The organism is Rhodococcus sp. 05-2254-6 (assembly GCF_002258565.1).
GTDB lineage: Bacteria > Actinomycetota > Actinomycetes > Mycobacteriales > Mycobacteriaceae > Rhodococcoides.
The window spans coordinates 23,721-39,658 of record NZ_NOZF01000186.1 but is presented as its reverse complement, the minus strand read 5'-3'; the positions used below and the strand labels follow the sequence as shown (position 1 = coordinate 39,658).

The following is a 15,938-nucleotide window of genomic DNA, read 5'->3' as shown; positions in this document are numbered from 1 at the left end:
CTCTCGAGGTGTCCAGGAACCGAAACGTCGACGCGCGAAACACGCAGGTGATCGCAAGACGGCCGACGCGGTACTGCTATTGCGAGTGACCGCTCTCTAAGTTAAATTAGCCCCACTCTATGACGGAGGTCACATGAACTCGAACATTCCTTTCGACGTCGTCATCACCGGCGGCACTGTCTACGACGGATCCGGCGGTCCGGGAGTTCGAGCCGATGTGGGCATCGTCGACGGCGTCGTGCGGGCCGTGGCCTCCACTCCGCTCGAGGCAGGCCCGACGACCGAGGTGGTCGACGCCACCGGTAAGTGGGTCACCCCGGGCTTCGTGGACGTGCACACCCATTACGACGCGGAAGTGCTCGTCGGGCCGGGACTCGAAGAATCCGTTCGGCACGGGGTCACGACGGTTCTGCTGGGGAACTGTTCGTTGTCGACGCTCTACTCCACTCCGGTCGACATCGCTGATCTGTTCAGTCGGGTGGAGGCGCTGCCGCGCGATCATGTGCTCAAGGCCGTCGATACGCACAAGACGTGGACCAGCCCCGACGAGTACATTGCAGCGCTCGAGCGCCTGCCTCTGGGCCCCAACATCGCAGCCTTGGTCGGTCATTCTGATCTGCGTGCGCACGTGATGGGCTTGGACCGATCTACCGACCGCAGTCAGAAGCCCACCCGCGAGGAATGGCGCGCCATGTCGGACGCGCTCGAGAAGGCACTCGATGCCGGGCTGCTCGGAATGTCGACGATGACGAACCCGTGGGACAAGCTGGACGGAGATCGGTACCGATCTCGTTCGCTGCCGTCCTCGTACGCACGGTGGAGCGAATTCCGTGCTCTGCACAAGATCCTGCGTAAGCGCGGCCGTCTGTTGCAGAGCATTCCGAACTTGAACACCAAGTACGACATGCTGTTCTTCCTCGCCTCGGCCACCGGGATCGGCCGCACTCCGCTCAAGATCTCGTTGCTGGCGGCGGCCGACGCGAAGGCCTCGCCGTGGATTCATCGGATCTTCGGCCCGCTCGCCCGCATCGTCAACGGACCGGGCAAAGGACAGTTCCGCTGGCAGCACCTGCCCACCACCTTCGACGTGTATTCCGATGGCATCGACCTCGTGGTGTTCGAGGAGTTCGGCTCGGGCCGCGCCGCGCTACATCTGCGAGAAGAGTTGGGCCGCAACGAGTTGCTGTCGGACGAGGCCTACCGCCGGTGGTTCCGCGCCGATTTCGAGAAGAAGTTCAGCTCGCGCGTCTGGCATCGAGACTTCGCGGACGCCGAGATCACCGAATGTCCCGACGCGTCGGTCGTCGGCAAGAACGTCGCGGAGGTCGCGGAAGAACGCGGTGTGCACGTGGTGGACGCGTTCCTCGATCTGGTGGTCGAGCACGGCCGAAAGCTGCGCTGGCACACGACGGTGGCCAATCATCGCAAGCGGCAGATGGACAAGCTGATCAACCAGCCCGGGGTGACCGTCGGCTTCTCCGACGCCGGTGCTCATCTGCGCAACATGGCGTTCTACAACTTCGGCATCCGGTTGCTGCACCGTGTGCACGACGCGCGAAACGACCGCCGACCCTTCATGACCGTGGAGAAGGCCGTGCACAAGCTCAGCGGCGAGCTGGCCGACTTCTACGGTCTCGACGCCGGACACGTGCGGGTGGGTGATCGCGCCGACATCGTGGTGATCGATCCGGCGGGTCTGGACGAGGAGGTCCTGGCCTACCGGGAGGAGACCATGCCGGAGTTCGGAGGCCTGAGTCGAATGGTCAACCGCAACGACCGGGCCGTGGCCGCCACCCTGGTCGCAGGCCGAGTGGTGTTCTCCGCTGGCGCCTTTGCGCCCTGGTTCGGTGTGTCGGAGCGCGCAGGTAGCTTCCTGCGGGCCGGCACACCTACGGCTCCGCGTCGCCGGGAGCGTGTGTGAGCCCGAGTCAACTGCAGCGTCGGACCGAGACGATCGGAAAGTTGCTCGACGCGACCATCGAGTCGTTGTGCGAGAAGGGCTATGCCGCAACCAGTGTCAGTGAGATCGTCAGCCGTGCAGGGGTGTCTTCCGGTGCCATGTTTCGGCATTTCGACACCAGGCTCGACCTGATCGTTGCCGCAGCAGACGAGGTTCGCCGACGCCAGTTCGTGGAGTTTCGCCGTGGCCTGTCCGGTTTCGGGAGCGCGTCGATCGAGCACTGCCTCGAATTGCTCAGGGCTGCGTGCCGCGCTCCGATCAACGGTGCCTGGTACGAGCTGTTGACCGCGGCCCGCAGTGACGAGGAACTGCGAGAGAGGCTGCAGCCGTTCACCGTTCGGTATCACGAGCAGATCGCCGAACTGGCTCGCACGCTACCGGTCGCCGGCGTGATCGATCCACGCCATCTGGAGACGGTGGTCTTCAGCGTGGTGCATCTGCTCGACGGGGAGGCGTTGGCCGCGGTGGTGCATCCGCAACCCGAGCAGGAGGCCATGCGGCTGAGGATGATCGCCCACTTGCTACGCGGCGGCACTCTGTACGCACTGAGCGACGCGGGATGACCCACTGGACGGTGCGCACTCCGGGTGCCGAGCTTCCCGTCTTCGAATACGGGGACCCGGCGGCGAAGTCCACAGTGCTGCTGGTGCACGGCTATCCCGACAATCGTCACGTGTTCGATCCGCTGATCGCCGAGCTCGGCGACACGGTTCGGGTGATCGTCTACGACACGCGAGGCAGTGGAGCATCCGCGCTCGAGCCCGCAGCGGACGTGTCCATCGAGCAGCTGGCGCGCGACGCTTTCGCGGTGGTCGAGTCGATTCCTGACGTCACCGGGAAGGTGCACGTCTTCGCCCACGACTGGGGGTCGGTCCAGATGTGGGAGGCGATGGCCTCGCCTCGCGCATCGACCCTGTTCGCGTCGTACACATCGGTGTCCGGGCCGAGTCTGGATCATCTGCGGCAGGTGGCACGGGCGCGGCTTGTGCGGCCGCATCGGTGGCCGTCGTTGGTGGGGCAGTTGGCCCGGTCCTGGTACGTCTTCGGGTTTCATGTACCCGTTCTGGGCACACGGGTACCGGACCTGTTGGCACGGCTGAATGTCGAGGGTGAGCCGACCCCGACGGTGGCTGACCAGCAGCGCGGCATCGCCCTGTACCGAGCGAACGTGTTGCGGCGTGTGCTCCGCGGGCCTGCTCCGCGGTGCGCGATCCCGACCACCGTGGTCGTACCGACACGAGACCGCATGCTGTCGACCAACCTCACCGACGGTCTCGATCGACGGATCCCCGATCTGCGCGTCGTTCGAGTCGATGCGGGCCACTGGTGGCCGTACACGCACCCCGCCGACGCCGCCCGCGTGCTGATGGCGAGGGTGCAGGAAGCGAAGTAGACGGCGAGCGTCGGACAGATCGGTCGGGGCCTGTGCAACCATGGTCAGTGGTCTTCTTCTCTCCACGACCGCACAGAGCCACTACTCGAACTGGATGGGGTACTTCTCGGTATGGACGGCACTGCTCTCGATCGTCTCGGCTCGCCATCGGATGTGTCGGCTGCTGCCGGCGGTGACGGTGAGCCCGAACTGACAGTTCAGAGATTGCTGTTCGACGGCCCGTCGCCCCTGGTCAGTGCCGATATGTACAGCTCTGTCGGTAAGGGAAATGCCGAGCGCACCCGCACGGGCGTTCGTATCGCCAAGCGCAGCGTGCTGCACACCAACAGCTACTTCGGACGGTTCCCGGCCAGCTACTGGCAGCGGTGGACCACCGTCACCGAGGTGGTGTTCCGGGCGACCGTCGCAGGTGCAGGTCGTATCGATCTGGTGGGCACGGACTACAAGGGTCACGAGCGCACGATGGCCAGTACAACGGTCGATTCCGCGAACTCGTCGACTCAGTTGGCCGTTCCCGTCGCCACGACGCAGTTCCTCGACGGCGGTGCGCTCTACGTCCGCTTCACCACCACGTCGAGCGAGTTGTCGGTACAGGACGCGGAGTGGACCGTCGCCGCGCCGGAGAAGCTGCGTCCCACCTCGGTGGTGATCTGCACGTTCAACCGCGCGGACGACTGCGCCAACACCGTCGCGGCCATGGCCGACGATCCCATCGCGCTGCTCGGGGTCGACAACGTCTACGTCGTCGATCAGGGCACCGATCAGGTGCAGACGCGCGAGAAGTTCCAGCGCGTGGCGGCCGAGCTCGGCGACAAGCTCGTCTACATCACCCAGCCCAACCTCGGCGGTGCCGGCGGGTTCACCCGCGGGCTGTACGAGGTGCAGGGCAAGGGCGGCGATCCGGCCAACGTGATCTTCATGGACGACGACGTGCTGTGCGAGCCCGAGGCGATCGTGCGGATGAACTCGTTCGCCAACATGACCGTCGAGCCCGCGATCATCGGCGCGCAGATGCTCTACCTCTTGCACCCCGATCGCGTGCATGTCGGTGCCGAGGTGGCGAATCTGCAGAAGCTCGAAGCCGGGGTGCACGTCAAGAATGCGATCTCGGACAAGAGTGCGTTCAAGCGCAAGCGTCAGCAGGACGTTCGCGTCGATGCCGGCTACAACGGCTGGTGGTCGTGCCTCATCCCGTCCGAGATCGTCGGTCAGGTCGGCTACCCGCTGCCGCTGTTCTTCCAGTGGGACGACATCGAGTACGGATACCGTTCTCGTGCAAATGGTTTCGCGACAGTCACGCTGCCCGGTGCAGCTGTGTGGCATGCCGACTTCGCGTGGAAGGACTGGGACGAGTGGCACCGCTACTTCAACCTGCGCAACGGCATGATCACCGCCGCCCTGCACATCGAGCTCGACGGTAGGACGCTCGCCAAGCAGCTGTTCACCGATCTGCTGCGGTACCTGGTGTCGATGCAGTACGGCATGGCGTACACGCTGATCAAGGCCGTCGAGGACTTCCTGGCCGGTCCGGAGAATCTGCTCGACGGCGGCATGGACGCTGCCGGTTCCATCCGGCGCGAACGTGCTGCGTACGGAGAAACGAAGCGGCACAACGCGAACGACGTTCCCGGGGTGCGTCCGGCGGATATGTTCATCACCCCCGCGGGACCGCACCCGAAGAAGAGCATGGAATTCGCCGTGTTGGCCAAGCGGATGCTCAATCAGTGGCGCGGCACGGTGAACCCCGGTCCGGTCGCCATCTCCGCCGACGACGCCCACTGGTGGCACGTCTCGCTGTTCTCCCACGCGATCGTCACCGATCGCTCGCAGGAGGGCGTCCGAGTTCGCCAGCGCAACAAGCAACATGCGGTCGAGCTGCTCAAGCGGGGTGTGACCGCACTCAAGCGTCTGCGCACCGAAACCCCGACGGTCGCTGCGTCGTACCGCGCAGCGGTGCCGAAGCTGACGAGCCGAGAGAACTGGGCTCGCCTGTACGGGCAGTAGCTAGTTCGACCGGACCTTGGGCGCCGTGCGAATCCGCACCACGACCTGCTCGTTGTCGGCCGTGTACCCGAGGTAGTCGAATTCTGTGCCGGTGCGTGCGACGAATTCCGTCCACGCCCGGTACTCGTGGTTGCGCCAGCCGGGGAAGTTGAAGTACTCGTCGAACACGATGACGGTGCCGACCGCGAGCCGATCGGCCACCAGATCCAGCACGGTGACCGTCGACGAGTACAGGTCGGCGTCGAGGTGCAGGAACGCCAACTTCTCGTGGTGGCCCTTCAGGAAGCCCGGCAGCGAATCCTCGAACAGCCCCGGGACGATCTGTGCGCCGGGCACTTCGGGGATGGTGTCCTGCTCGAACAGTCCCTTCGGAAAGCCCGTACGCCAGGTCTCGGGGAGGCCGGAGAACACGTCGAATCCGGCGACGACGGTGATGTCCTTGCGTGAGCTCAATTCCTCGGCGATGATCTCGAGCGTCGTTCCGCTGGCAACGCCGAACTCGAGTGCCATGCCGCGAATGGAGACCTCGCCGAGGGCGAACCGCAGCGTCGCGTGCGGCCGCAGGAACGTGGGGGCCTGCGGCATCATCTCTTCGGCGAATTCGGCACTCTGAGCGGCTGCTTCGACGTCGGAGGCGTACGGAATGTCGCGACGCATCCGCATCTCCAGGCCGCGGATGAACGAGTGCAGATCGTCGATCTCACGCCGCTGGCGTTCGAGGACGTCGAGCAATTTCGCCTGCTGATCGCTGGTCTGCTCGGCCAGCTGGGCGGTCTGCTGAGCCAGAACCTCGCCGATCGCTCGTTGAAGCTTCTCCCGTGCCGACGACTTGATGCGATCAGCGAGCTTCCGAGGTTCCGTCATGGGCACACGGTAGCGGTACCACGCGGGTGCGCGCACCCCTTAGCGGCAGCATCAGGGCCTGCGAAAGTGTTCCCGACGCCCCAGCCCGCGCAACCGGAACCATTCGGCCAGACCCTTCGGGTTACGGGTGGTGATCAGGAAGAACCAGGTGAACCGAATCCACTCCTGCGGCAACAGCTTTCGCATGCCGGGCTGCGACATGAGGTAGCCGCGATTGCGGTACGTGAAGTATCGCTTGGTCGCGTCCTCCGGGTACTGCGTGTGCATCCGGCCACCGAGGATCGGCTTGAACTCCTCGGCCCCGTTGGGGTGGACGTAGGCGGCGGTGAGGCAGGTGCCGAACTTCAGGCCCGATCGCTGCAATCGGCGGTGTACTTCCACCTCGTCGCCGCGCACGAACAGCCGTAGATCGGGCACGCCCACCGCGTCGATCGTCGACGCCTTGAACAGGGCACCGTTGAACAGCGAGGCGATGCCTTCGAGAAGATCGTCGTCCGGGTTCGCCGGGTCGATCAATTCGGACCGCAGCCGACGCCATTCGACGCCGCGGCGCAGCGGAAAGGCCAGCCGGTCCGGATCCTCGATGTCGCAGACGACGGGGGAGACCTCGTCGAGGCCGTGGGTGAGAGCGCAGTCGTAGAGGGTCTCGAGCACCTTCGGGCCCTCGGGGCGGCCGTCGTCGTCGGCGAGGAACACCCAATCCGCACCGAGCGAGAGCGCATACAAAATCCCGAGTGCGAACCCGCCCGCGCCACCCAGATTGTGCTGCGAACCGAGATACGTCGTCGGCAGGTCGATCGATTCCACCAGTTCGCGTACGGCGGGCTCGTCGGCATTGTCGACGACGACCAGATGATCGAGCGGACGAGTCTGCGCACCGATGACATCGAGGGAGAGAGCCAACAACTCACGCCGCTTGTGCGTGACGATGACCCCGATGATCTTGTCAGCCACCGGCACTGTCTTCCCGCTCGATCTCCTTCAAGATCTGCGCGACGTGGTCTCCCGCGTCGTCACCGTCGTACGCCCGCACCACGTCCTCGATGCCGCCCTGTTGCCGAATCTGGCCGTGATCGATCCACATCGCGGTATCGCACAGCTGAGCCAGGAATTCGTTGGAGTGGCTGGCGAACACCAGGATTCCCGAGCGCTTCACCAACTCCTGCAGGCGGTGACGCGCCTTCTTCATGAATTCCGCGTCCACGGCTCCGATGCCCTCGTCGAGCAGCAGGATCTCCGGGTCGATGCTGGTGACCACGCCCATCGCGACGCGCACGCGCATGCCCGTGGAGTAGGTCCGCAGCGGCATGTCCAGGTAATCGCCGAGTTCGGTGAAGTCGGCGATCTCGTCCATCTTCGCGAGCATCTGCTTGCGCGTCTGGCCGAGGAACAGGCCGCGAATGATGATGTTCTCGTAGCCGGAGATCTCGGGATCCATACCGACGCCCAGATCGAACACCGGCGCGACGCGGCCGCGGATGGTGGCGCTGCCTCGCGTCGGCTCATAGATGCCCGAGAGCAGCCTCAGCAGCGTCGACTTGCCTGCACCGTTGTGACCCACCAGTCCGACGCGATCGCCGTCCTTCAGGTTCATCGTGATGTTCTTCAGAGCTTCGACGACGACGACGTCGGAGGAGTTGCGGTCGATGGCACCACCGGCCTTGCCGAGGAACGCCTTCTTCAACGACCGCGTCTTGGCGTCGAAAATAGGGAAATCGACGCACGCGTCGTGAGTGCTGATGCTGATGGACAACTCGAATACCCCTAAACCCAGTAGGGCACGCGGGCCCGGTACTTCTTGAGTGCGACTATGGCCAGTGCCCATCCGACGACGGTGAAGCCGAGCACGATGTACCAGTGGTACGCCTGCTGATCCTCGCCGATCAGGGGGGCCCGGATGATGTCGAGGTAATGGAAGAGCGGGTTGATCTCGACGAGCTTGGCGCGGTTCGCGGCCTCACCGCCCATCGATTCGAGTCCCGAGGTGGTCCACACGATCGGTGTCATGAAGAACATCAGCGTCACGAAGCTGCCGAGGATCGGGGCGATATCGCGGTAGCGGGTGGCGACGATGCCGAACAGAATGGACACCCACACGGCGTTGAGCAGAATCAGCACCAGGGCGGGGATCGCGAAGATCACGGTCCAGTGCAGCCCGCCCTCGGGCCAGAAGATCGCAATGATGATCACGTAGATCAGCATGTTGTGGCCGAGCAGCAGCAGCTGACGCCACACCAGGCGATAGACGTGCACGCTCAGCGCACTGGGCAGCTGTTTGATCAGGCCTTCGTTCGCGACGAAGACGTCTCCGCCTTCGAGAATCGCGGCACTGATGAGGTTCCAGATGATCAGCCCGACGGTGACGTGCGGCAGGAACGAGCGCAGATCGATGTCCAGGAGTACCGAATACAGCAGACCCATCGCGATGGCCTGCACGCCGGTGGCGATGGTGATCCAGAACGGACCGATCACCGACCGGCGATACCGCTGTTTGATGTCCTGCCACCCGAGATGCAGCCACAGCTCGCGCTGGTTGAAACCAGTTTTCAGGTCGCCGAAAGCGCGCCGATAAGTCTGTGAGTCCGAAACCGGAGCAGGCATCTGGTCTCCTGCCTCGCTCTCGGGATCCTTCGCTGGTGCCGACACGACGGTCGACACTACCTCTCTTCGGAGACTGAGCTCATTCCGAGCTTGCTACAGATACTGGCCGGTACCGCCGCCGCCGTGGCCCCCGCCACCCTGGCCGCCACCCGGAGCGCCCATCACACCGGGAGGCAACGCGCCCTGGCGCATCTGTTCGAGTTGAGCCCGCGCTGCCATCTGCTGAGCGAACAGGGCCGTCTGGATGCCGTGGAACAGACCTTCGAGCCAGCCGACGAGCTGAGCCTGCGCAATGCGCAGTTCCGCGTCGGTAGGGACCACGTCGTCGCCGAAGGGCAGGACGAGGCGCTCGAGCTCGTCGCGCAGTTCCGGGGCGAGGCCCTGCTCGAGTTCGTGGATGGACGACTTGTGGATTTCCTTCAGTCGCGTCCGGCTCGCGTCGTCGAGCGGTGCGGCGCGCACTTCCTCGAGCAGCTGCTTGATCATCGTGCCGATGCGCATCACCTTCGCGGGCTGCTCGACCATCTCCGACAGGCCCGATCCATCGTCCGATCCGTCGTTCGCGGAGGATCCGGCGGCGCGGGCCGCAGCGGCCGTCGCTTCCTCGCGGCTCAGGGCGAGCGGTTCCCCGTTGGGGCCGATCACAACGACATGGTCATCGGGCGCGCTGTTCGGCTCGGATTGAGTCATGTATCCATCTTTACGCGTCGCTCGCCGTTGCGCGATCGTCAGGGGCGATTATCCTGGTTCGGTCGTCGGGAACAGTGGAGGCCGGGAGGATCGAGCGTGCGAGGTGGGCAACCGCTCCCTGGGGAAACAGGACGTGGAACACATGCTTCACCGGTCGGCGCTTAGAGTGTCCGGCATGGGTTACGACGTCGCGCGAGTGAGAGGTTCCATCCCCTCGCTCGGTGACGGGTGGATTCATCTCGACCCTCAGCTGGGGATGCTGATCCCGGACCGCGTGTCGACCGCTGTGTCCACTGCATTTCGGCACAGTGCCTCCAATCATTCGGCCGGCAACACTTCGGCCAAGCGCAGTGCGGCTCTGCTGGAATCCGCCCGCGTCGCGATCGCCGATCTTGTCGGTGCCTATCCGTCCGGTGTCGTCATCGGTCCGGACCGCGCGACGCTGCTGTCCTGGCTCGCGGATTCGATGAGTTCGCGGCTGGGCCTGGGAACCGGTCTGGTGCTCTCGCGTCTGGACGAGGAAGCGAACGTCGCACCGTGGCTGCGGGTGGCCAGCCGGTCGGGCGCGCATGTGCGCTGGGCCGAGGTCGAGATCGATACGTGCGAGTTGCCCACCTGGCAGTTCGACGATCTGATCACCTCCACCACTCGGCTCGTCGCGGTCACTGCTGCGTCGCCGATCGTCGGTAGTGCGCCCGATGTTCGGGTCGCGGCGGACTTGGTGCACGAGGTCGGTGGCCTGATCGTGGTCGACGCGGCCGGAGCTGCCCCGTACGCCCACGTCGACATCAAGGAACTCGGGGCCGACATCGTCGCGATCGACACGGCCGCGTGGGGTGGGCCGTCGGTCGGTGCGTTGATCTTCCGCGACCCGACGCTCCTGGAACAGCTGCCGTCGATGTCGTTGAACCCGTCGGCCAAGGGACCCGAGCGGCTCGAGGTCAGCAGTCACCAGTACGCGTTGTTGGCCGGCGTGGTCTCGTCCATCGACTACCTGGCCAATCTCGACGACGCAGCGACCGGGACGCGTCGTGAGCGCCTCGAGCTGTCGATCGGATCGCTGCAGCACTACCACGACGGTCTGTTCGATTACCTGATGAAGGCGCTCGGTTCGCTGGACCACGTGATGGTGCTGGGCAATGCACCGACACGCATTCCTACTCTGAGCTTCACCGTCGAGGGCATGCCCGCGGTGAAGGTGTCCGAGCAACTCGCGCAGGCCAGAATCGGTAGTGTCAGCGGAGTCCACGGCGGCAGTCGGTTGCTCGACGCGTTGGGCGTCAACGACGAGGGTGGTGCCGTCACCATCGGTCTGGCTCCGTACACCACCCGCTACGAGATCGATCAGCTCGTCAAAGCGCTCACCGCCCTCGCCCTCTGAGAGCGGCTGCGCCGCATGTGCACGGAACCTCGTAGCAGAGGTCGAGGTTCCGCTCACGACCGCCGACCTGCGCGCTACTGAATTCGCAGGATCACTTTCCCGATGGTCTCGGCCTCGTCGAGCATTCGATGACCCTGCGCCGCTTCGGTTATCGGGATCTCGGCGTGCACGACGGCGGTGACGCGGCCCTCGGAGATCATCGGCCACAGATGCGCGGTCATGTCTGCGACAATGTTCGCCTTGCTCGACGGCCCGGTTTCGGGTCGGCCACGCAATCCGGCTGCATGCACCGAGCCGCGCTTGGCGAGGAGTTTGCCGAAGTTTAGCTCGCCCTTCACTCCGCCCTGCATACCGATGGTGACGACGGTGCCGTCCATTGCCAATGCGTCGAGGTTGCGGTCGAGGTACTTCGCGCCCATGTTGTCCAGGATCAGGTCTGCCCCGTGATCCTCTGTCTGTGAACGGATCTCGGTGACGAAGTCCTGGTTCGTGTAGTCGATCAGGATGTCGGCTCCGAGGTCTGCGCACATGTCCAGCTTGTACTTGGATCCGGCGGTGACGGCGACGGTGACGCCCATCTGCTTGGCCAGTTGGATTGCGTGCGTACCGATTCCGCTGCCGCCGCCGTGAACGAGCAGTACCTGCCCCGAACGCATGTGCGCGTCCATCACCAGGTTGGACCACACGGTCGAGGCGACTTCCGGAAGTGCCGCTGCGACATGCAGATCGAGGCCCTGCGGAATGGGGAAGAGTTGGGTGGCGGGTACGGCGACCTGCTCGGCGTAGCCGCCGCCGGCCAGCAGTGCACAGACCCTGTCTCCGACGTTCCAGCCGCTGACGCCCTCACCGAGTTCGGAGATGATGCCCGAGCACTCGAGTCCGAGGATGTCGCTGGCACCCGGAGGCGGTGGGTAATTGCCCTGACGCTGCATCAGGTCGGCGCGGTTGACGGCGGTGGCCGAGACATCGATGATCACCTGTCCGCGGCCGGGGCGGGGGTCGGGGACCTCGGTCCATTCCATGACGTCGGGATCGCCGAATTCTTTCAGTGTGATGGCACGCATGTCTCCATAGTGCGCCTCCGGCGCAGTGGTGCGGTTAAGTGCCCTCTGGAGCGCTTAGCCGCGCCACTGCCGCAGGCACTCTTACAGGTCCCAGAGATTGATTCCGAAGTCCTCGGCATGCGTGTCGATCTCGGCGAGTTCGGCGTCGGTGAAGTCCAGGTTCTTCAACGCCGCCACGTTGTTCTCGAGCTGTTCGACGCTCGATGCGCCGATCAGTACCGAGGTCACGCGTGGGTCGCGCAGTGCCCAGCTCAGGGCGAGCTGCGCGAGGGATTGGCCACGGGTGGCGGCAATGTCGTTCAACGCCCGGAGATGCTCGACGTGGTCATCGGTGAGCCAGTCCGGATTCAGTGATTTACCCTGTGCTGCTCGCGAATTCGAGGGAACACCGTCGAGGTACTTGTCGGTGAGCATGCCCTGGGCCAGAGGCGAGAAGGCGATGACGCCCGCGCCCACCGCGGCGAGGGTATCGAGCAGTTCGGGTTCGATCCACCGATTGACCATCGAGTAACTGGGCTGATGGATCAGCAAGGGAACGCCCGCTTCGGCGAGCAGGTCTGCCATCTTCTGAGTGCCCTCGGGCTTGTACGAGCTGATGCCCGCGTACAGGGCTTTGCCCTGCTGCACAGCGCTGATCAGTGCGCCTGCTGTCTCTTCGATCGGGGTGTCGTGGTCGGGGCGATGGCTGTAGAAGATGTCGACGTGGTCGAGTCGCATTCGGGTCAACGATTGTTCGAGCGAGGACAGCAGGTATTTGCGAGAGCCACCGAAGCCGTAGGGGCCGGGCCACATGTCCCAGCCGGCCTTGCTCGAGATGATCAGCTCATCGCGATATCCGGCGAAATCCTCGGAGAAGATGCGGCCGAAGTTCTTCTCCGCGCTGCCGTACGGCGGGCCGTAATTGTTGGCCAGATCGAAGTGTGTGATGCCGAGATCGAATGCGCGACGCAGGATCGCGCGCTGGTTCATCAGCGGTACGTCGTCACCGAAGTTGTGCCACAGTCCCAACGACACTGCCGGAAGTCGCGGGCCACGTGAGCCCACTCGGCGGAACAGCATGGACTCGTAGCGATCGTCGGCGGCAACGTACGGCGGGTCGATGTAGGGATCGGTCATACCTCGACCATAGGGCGCTGTGCCGAACGGGGCCTCGAACCGCGCCAACCTACTCGTGGGTAGATTTCCCGCCTAAGATGACACGCGTGACGGCCGAATTAGCCATTGGTCCCGGGGGGGGACCCGCAGTGGCTCGACACTGCGGAAATGAAAGCATGGCGCGCCTATATGGACGGCGGGCAACGATTGATGGGGGTATTGAACAAGGACCTGCAGGATCGCCACGATCTGTCGATGGCCGAGTACCGCATCCTGGTGATGTTGTCGGAATCGGTCGACGGCTCCATCAGAATGAGCGAGCTGGCCGACGGTGTCCTGTCCTCGAGAAGTCGCCTGACGCATCAGATCAGGCGAATGGAACTCCAGGACATGGTGACTCGCAGTACCTGCGTCAACGACGGCAGAGGCGTGCTGGCGGTGATCACCGAAGAAGGGCGTCGGCGATTGTCGGAGGCGGCACCCACGCACGTCCGCGGCGTCCGCCAGCACCTCGTCGACATCCTCTCGCCCCACGAACTCGAGGTGCTGGGCGACATCTTCGAGAAGGTCGACGCCGCGATGGACGCGTCCGGCTCGACACCGCGACGGTGAGGGGCGATTGGGCCTCGGGCCGCTCGGCCGTTTAAGATCGCACACGGAAGCGTGGCAGAGCGGCCCAATGCACTCGCCTTGAAAGCGAGAGACGTGTAAAAGCGTCCGGGGGTTCAAATCCCTCCGCTTCCGCCACATGTTCGTCGTTCGAACCCGGTCCACCCGCAAGGTTGGGCCGGGTTCTTTCGTGACGGTGCAAGCCGAGCGGCATCGTTGACCTCGGAGTTGCGGACCTGTGTCGTCACTGAGTATGTCGTCGGACCGTCCGTCGAGCTGACTGCCGGGACCATTCATCGCGATGAGACGCACTGCGACAGTTCGAGTCTCGGACAGCGTGATGCGGTTGGCCTGACCAGGCTGGGTGCTGCTGCAATGGCCGAGCGTCACCGCGACGATTGTCGACGAGCAGGTATCGATACCGGCTCAGTGGGTACTACCTGCGAATGAGTGAAGAAGCGCGGCGCAACGACGGCGACAACGAGGGACCTCTGGAAGAGGAACTCGAGGAAAGTTTCGACGCTGTCGTCTCCGAAGGTGCCGAGCGATTGCATCGGACCGTGCGCACAGTGTTGATCACCGGATTCTTCGGCGGGCTCGAAGTTGCTCTGGGTGTGATGGCATATCTCGCAGTGCTGGACGAGACCGGAAGTCATCTGCTGGCGGGCCTGGCGTTCGGCATCGGCCTGGTGGCCATTTATCTCGCGCATGGTGAGCTGTTCACCGAGGACTTCCTGATGCCGATCGCGGCGGTGGTTGCCCGCGACGGAACACCTCTGCAGCTGGCAAGGCTGTGGGTCGGAACGTTGCTTGCGAATCTGCTGGGCGGTTGGTTCGTGATGTGGTTGATTGCACACGCGTTTCCGCAGTGGCTCGAGGTGCTGTCCGAGGCGGCACATCATTTCGTCGACGCACCGCTGAATCTCCAATCGATCTGCCTCGCCGTTCTCGGCGGCAGCACGATGACGTTGCTGACTCGCATGCAGCAAGGAACAACCTCTGATGTCGCACGGATCATTGCCGCCATGGCGGCAGGGTTCCTGCTGGCCGGATTGCAGTTGTTCCACTCGATTCTCGATTCCCTGCTGATCTTCGGGGCCATTCACGCGGGCGCGGACGTGAACTACCGCGACTGGATCGAATGGTTCGGCTACACAGTGCTCTTCAACATCATCGGAGGCGTCGTGTTGGTCACCGCGCTGCGCTTGGTGCGCACGAAGGAACTCGTGAAGTCCGAACGTCACCGGAATCCCGAGTAGTCGAGCAGAGCCGGAAGTTACGACATGCCATCCGATACCCACCGCTCCAGGCCCAATCCGGTCTCGAAGCGTCGCACGGCTTTCGAGATCGGGTCCGTGAATTCGAGTGCACTGGCGAGCAATTGGAGTGGGTCGGTGAAGTCGTCGACGGCTCGGCCGGATGCCGTCGGGTACAGATCGTCGCCGAGGATGGGTACGCCGAGTGAATTCATGTGCAACCGCAGTTGATGGGTGCGGCCGGTCAACGGTGTCAATCTATAGCGACCGAGTCCGTCTCGATGCTCCAGTAGCTCGACGGTGGTGTGCGCGTTGGGTTCTCCGTCGACCTGGTGGGCAGTGAATTGTCCCTTCTCCGAGACGATTCGACTGCGGGCGACGGTCGGCAGCGTGAGCGACGGGTCGTAGCGCGCGATTGCCTCGTACTCCTTGTGGACCTTGCGATCCTGGAAGAGAGTTTGGTACGCGCCGCGCAGTGTCGGATCGACGACGAACAGGACCAGGCCTGCGGTCACACGATCGAGCCGGTGAGCGGGCACCAGTTGCGGCAGTTCGAGTTCGAGACGCAATCGCACGAGCGCGGTCTGCAGAATATGTCCGCCGCGGGGGATGGTCGACAGAAAGTGAGGCTTGTCGATCACCAGCAACGCGTCGTCCCGGTGCACGATCGAGATATCGAACGGCACAACGGTTTCCGACGGTAGGTCGCGGTGGAACCAGACCGCCTCGCCGGGGAGGTACGGAGCGTCGAAGGAGATGGGACCGGCCATGTCGACGATGTGACCGGCGGCGAGCATGGCGTCGATCCGGTGCGGGGGAATGCGTGACTCGGTCGCTGTCAGGAAGTCACGAACGGTGCACCAGGTGCCGTCCTCGGGCATTCGTATTCGCGCGGGATCGAGACCGTGCCGCTTCGCCAGGGGCGGTTGCTGGCGTCGTCTCACCGGATGAGCGTATCCGCCCGCCGAGATCGCACTTGTGCAGACGAATCGGTGCCATCTGCCTGCACAAGTGCGAGTTC

General features: G+C 64.2%; 15 protein-coding genes and 1 tRNA gene. 8 read left to right on the top strand and 8 right to left on the bottom strand.

The window, feature by feature from the left end; genetic code table 11:
* The first annotated feature begins 133 nt into the window (after nucleotides 1–133).
* The 4 genes from CH256_RS25845 (at nucleotide 134) to CH256_RS25830 (ending at nucleotide 5,357) form a co-directional block, all read left to right on the top strand.
* A complete protein-coding gene (locus CH256_RS25845; RefSeq protein ID WP_094671278.1) occupies nucleotides 134–1,921 on the top strand; it encodes an N-acyl-D-amino-acid deacylase family protein in 1,788 nt (595 codons plus the stop codon).
* Nucleotides 1,918–2,523: a TetR/AcrR family transcriptional regulator gene (locus tag CH256_RS25840; RefSeq protein WP_068054851.1), complete on the top strand. Its 606-nt coding sequence runs from the start codon at nucleotides 1,918–1,920 to the stop codon at nucleotides 2,521–2,523. Before CH256_RS25845 ends, CH256_RS25840 begins: the two co-directional genes overlap by 4 nt.
* Nucleotides 2,520–3,353 (top strand): alpha/beta fold hydrolase, encoded by an 834-nt coding sequence (locus CH256_RS25835; protein ID WP_094671276.1) that lies wholly within the window; start codon nucleotides 2,520–2,522, stop codon nucleotides 3,351–3,353. The genes CH256_RS25840 and CH256_RS25835 overlap by 4 nt, the downstream gene beginning before the upstream one ends.
* A 111-nt stretch (nucleotides 3,354–3,464) precedes the next feature.
* Nucleotides 3,465–5,357 (top strand): glycosyltransferase, encoded by a 1,893-nt coding sequence (locus CH256_RS25830; protein ID WP_094671274.1) that lies wholly within the window; start codon nucleotides 3,465–3,467, stop codon nucleotides 5,355–5,357.
* Here the strand turns inward: CH256_RS25830 and CH256_RS25825 are convergent, their stop codons facing one another.
* Genes CH256_RS25825 through CH256_RS25805 form a run of 5 tightly spaced genes read right to left on the bottom strand, consistent with a single transcriptional unit; the run spans nucleotide 5,358 to nucleotide 9,512 of the window.
* Entirely contained in the window at nucleotides 5,358–6,221 is an 864-nt protein-coding gene (locus tag CH256_RS25825) for a TylF/MycF/NovP-related O-methyltransferase (protein WP_094671318.1), read from the bottom strand. It lies immediately after the preceding gene.
* A 51-nt stretch (nucleotides 6,222–6,272) separates the two neighbouring features.
* Complete coding sequence (glfT1, locus tag CH256_RS25820) at nucleotides 6,273–7,175, bottom strand: galactofuranosyltransferase GlfT1 (protein ID WP_094671316.1); 903 nt, start codon at nucleotides 7,173–7,175, stop codon at nucleotides 6,273–6,275.
* Nucleotides 7,168–7,974 carry a galactan export ABC transporter ATP-binding subunit Wzt/RfbE gene (wzt, locus tag CH256_RS25815; RefSeq protein ID WP_094638910.1) on the bottom strand — a complete coding sequence of 269 codons (807 nt, stop codon included), beginning with the start codon at nucleotides 7,972–7,974 and terminating at the stop codon, nucleotides 7,168–7,170. The genes glfT1 and wzt overlap by 8 nt, the downstream gene beginning before the upstream one ends.
* Before the next feature lie 11 nt (nucleotides 7,975–7,985).
* Nucleotides 7,986–8,867, bottom strand: a complete 882-nt coding sequence (wzm, locus tag CH256_RS25810; protein ID WP_094638981.1) for a galactan export ABC transporter permease subunit Wzm/RfbD — start codon at nucleotides 8,865–8,867, stop codon at nucleotides 7,986–7,988.
* A gap of 48 nt (nucleotides 8,868–8,915) precedes the next feature.
* The gene (locus tag CH256_RS25805; RefSeq protein ID WP_094638909.1) at nucleotides 8,916–9,512 is read right to left on the bottom strand and encodes a bacterial proteasome activator family protein; all 597 of its coding nucleotides are present in this window, start codon (nucleotides 9,510–9,512) and stop codon (nucleotides 8,916–8,918) included.
* 175 nt (nucleotides 9,513–9,687) lie between these two features.
* On the opposite strand from CH256_RS25805, the gene CH256_RS25800 reads away from it, so the two are divergent.
* The gene (locus tag CH256_RS25800) at nucleotides 9,688–10,893 is read left to right on the top strand and encodes a cysteine desulfurase-like protein (protein ID WP_094638908.1); all 1,206 of its coding nucleotides are present in this window, start codon (nucleotides 9,688–9,690) and stop codon (nucleotides 10,891–10,893) included.
* Nucleotides 10,894–10,967: 74 nt separating this feature from the next.
* Here CH256_RS25800 and CH256_RS25795 read toward each other — a convergent pair whose 3' ends face one another.
* On the bottom strand, nucleotides 10,968–11,957 hold the full coding sequence (locus CH256_RS25795) for an NAD(P)H-quinone oxidoreductase (RefSeq protein WP_094671272.1): 990 nt from the start codon (nucleotides 11,955–11,957) through the stop codon (nucleotides 10,968–10,970).
* Nucleotides 11,958–12,038: 81 nt separating this feature from the next.
* Nucleotides 12,039–13,073: an L-glyceraldehyde 3-phosphate reductase gene (gene mgrA / locus CH256_RS25790; protein ID WP_094671270.1), complete on the bottom strand. Its 1,035-nt coding sequence runs from the start codon at nucleotides 13,071–13,073 to the stop codon at nucleotides 12,039–12,041.
* 147 nt (nucleotides 13,074–13,220) lie between these two features.
* On the opposite strand from mgrA, the gene CH256_RS25785 reads away from it, so the two are divergent.
* The 3 genes from CH256_RS25785 (at nucleotide 13,221) to CH256_RS25775 (ending at nucleotide 14,920) form a co-directional block, all read left to right on the top strand.
* Nucleotides 13,221–13,664: a MarR family winged helix-turn-helix transcriptional regulator gene (locus tag CH256_RS25785; RefSeq protein ID WP_094638905.1), complete on the top strand. Its 444-nt coding sequence runs from the start codon at nucleotides 13,221–13,223 to the stop codon at nucleotides 13,662–13,664.
* 45 nt (nucleotides 13,665–13,709) lie between these two features.
* Nucleotides 13,710–13,799: transfer RNA gene (locus tag CH256_RS25780), tRNA-Ser, on the top strand.
* 308 nt (nucleotides 13,800–14,107) lie between these two features.
* The gene (locus CH256_RS25775) at nucleotides 14,108–14,920 is read left to right on the top strand and encodes a formate/nitrite transporter family protein (protein WP_094638904.1); all 813 of its coding nucleotides are present in this window, start codon (nucleotides 14,108–14,110) and stop codon (nucleotides 14,918–14,920) included.
* Between the two features lie 17 nt (nucleotides 14,921–14,937).
* Here the strand turns inward: CH256_RS25775 and CH256_RS25770 are convergent, their stop codons facing one another.
* Complete coding sequence (locus tag CH256_RS25770; protein ID WP_179272232.1) at nucleotides 14,938–15,861, bottom strand: pseudouridine synthase; 924 nt, start codon at nucleotides 15,859–15,861, stop codon at nucleotides 14,938–14,940.
* Nucleotides 15,862–15,938: the final 77 nt, after the last annotated feature.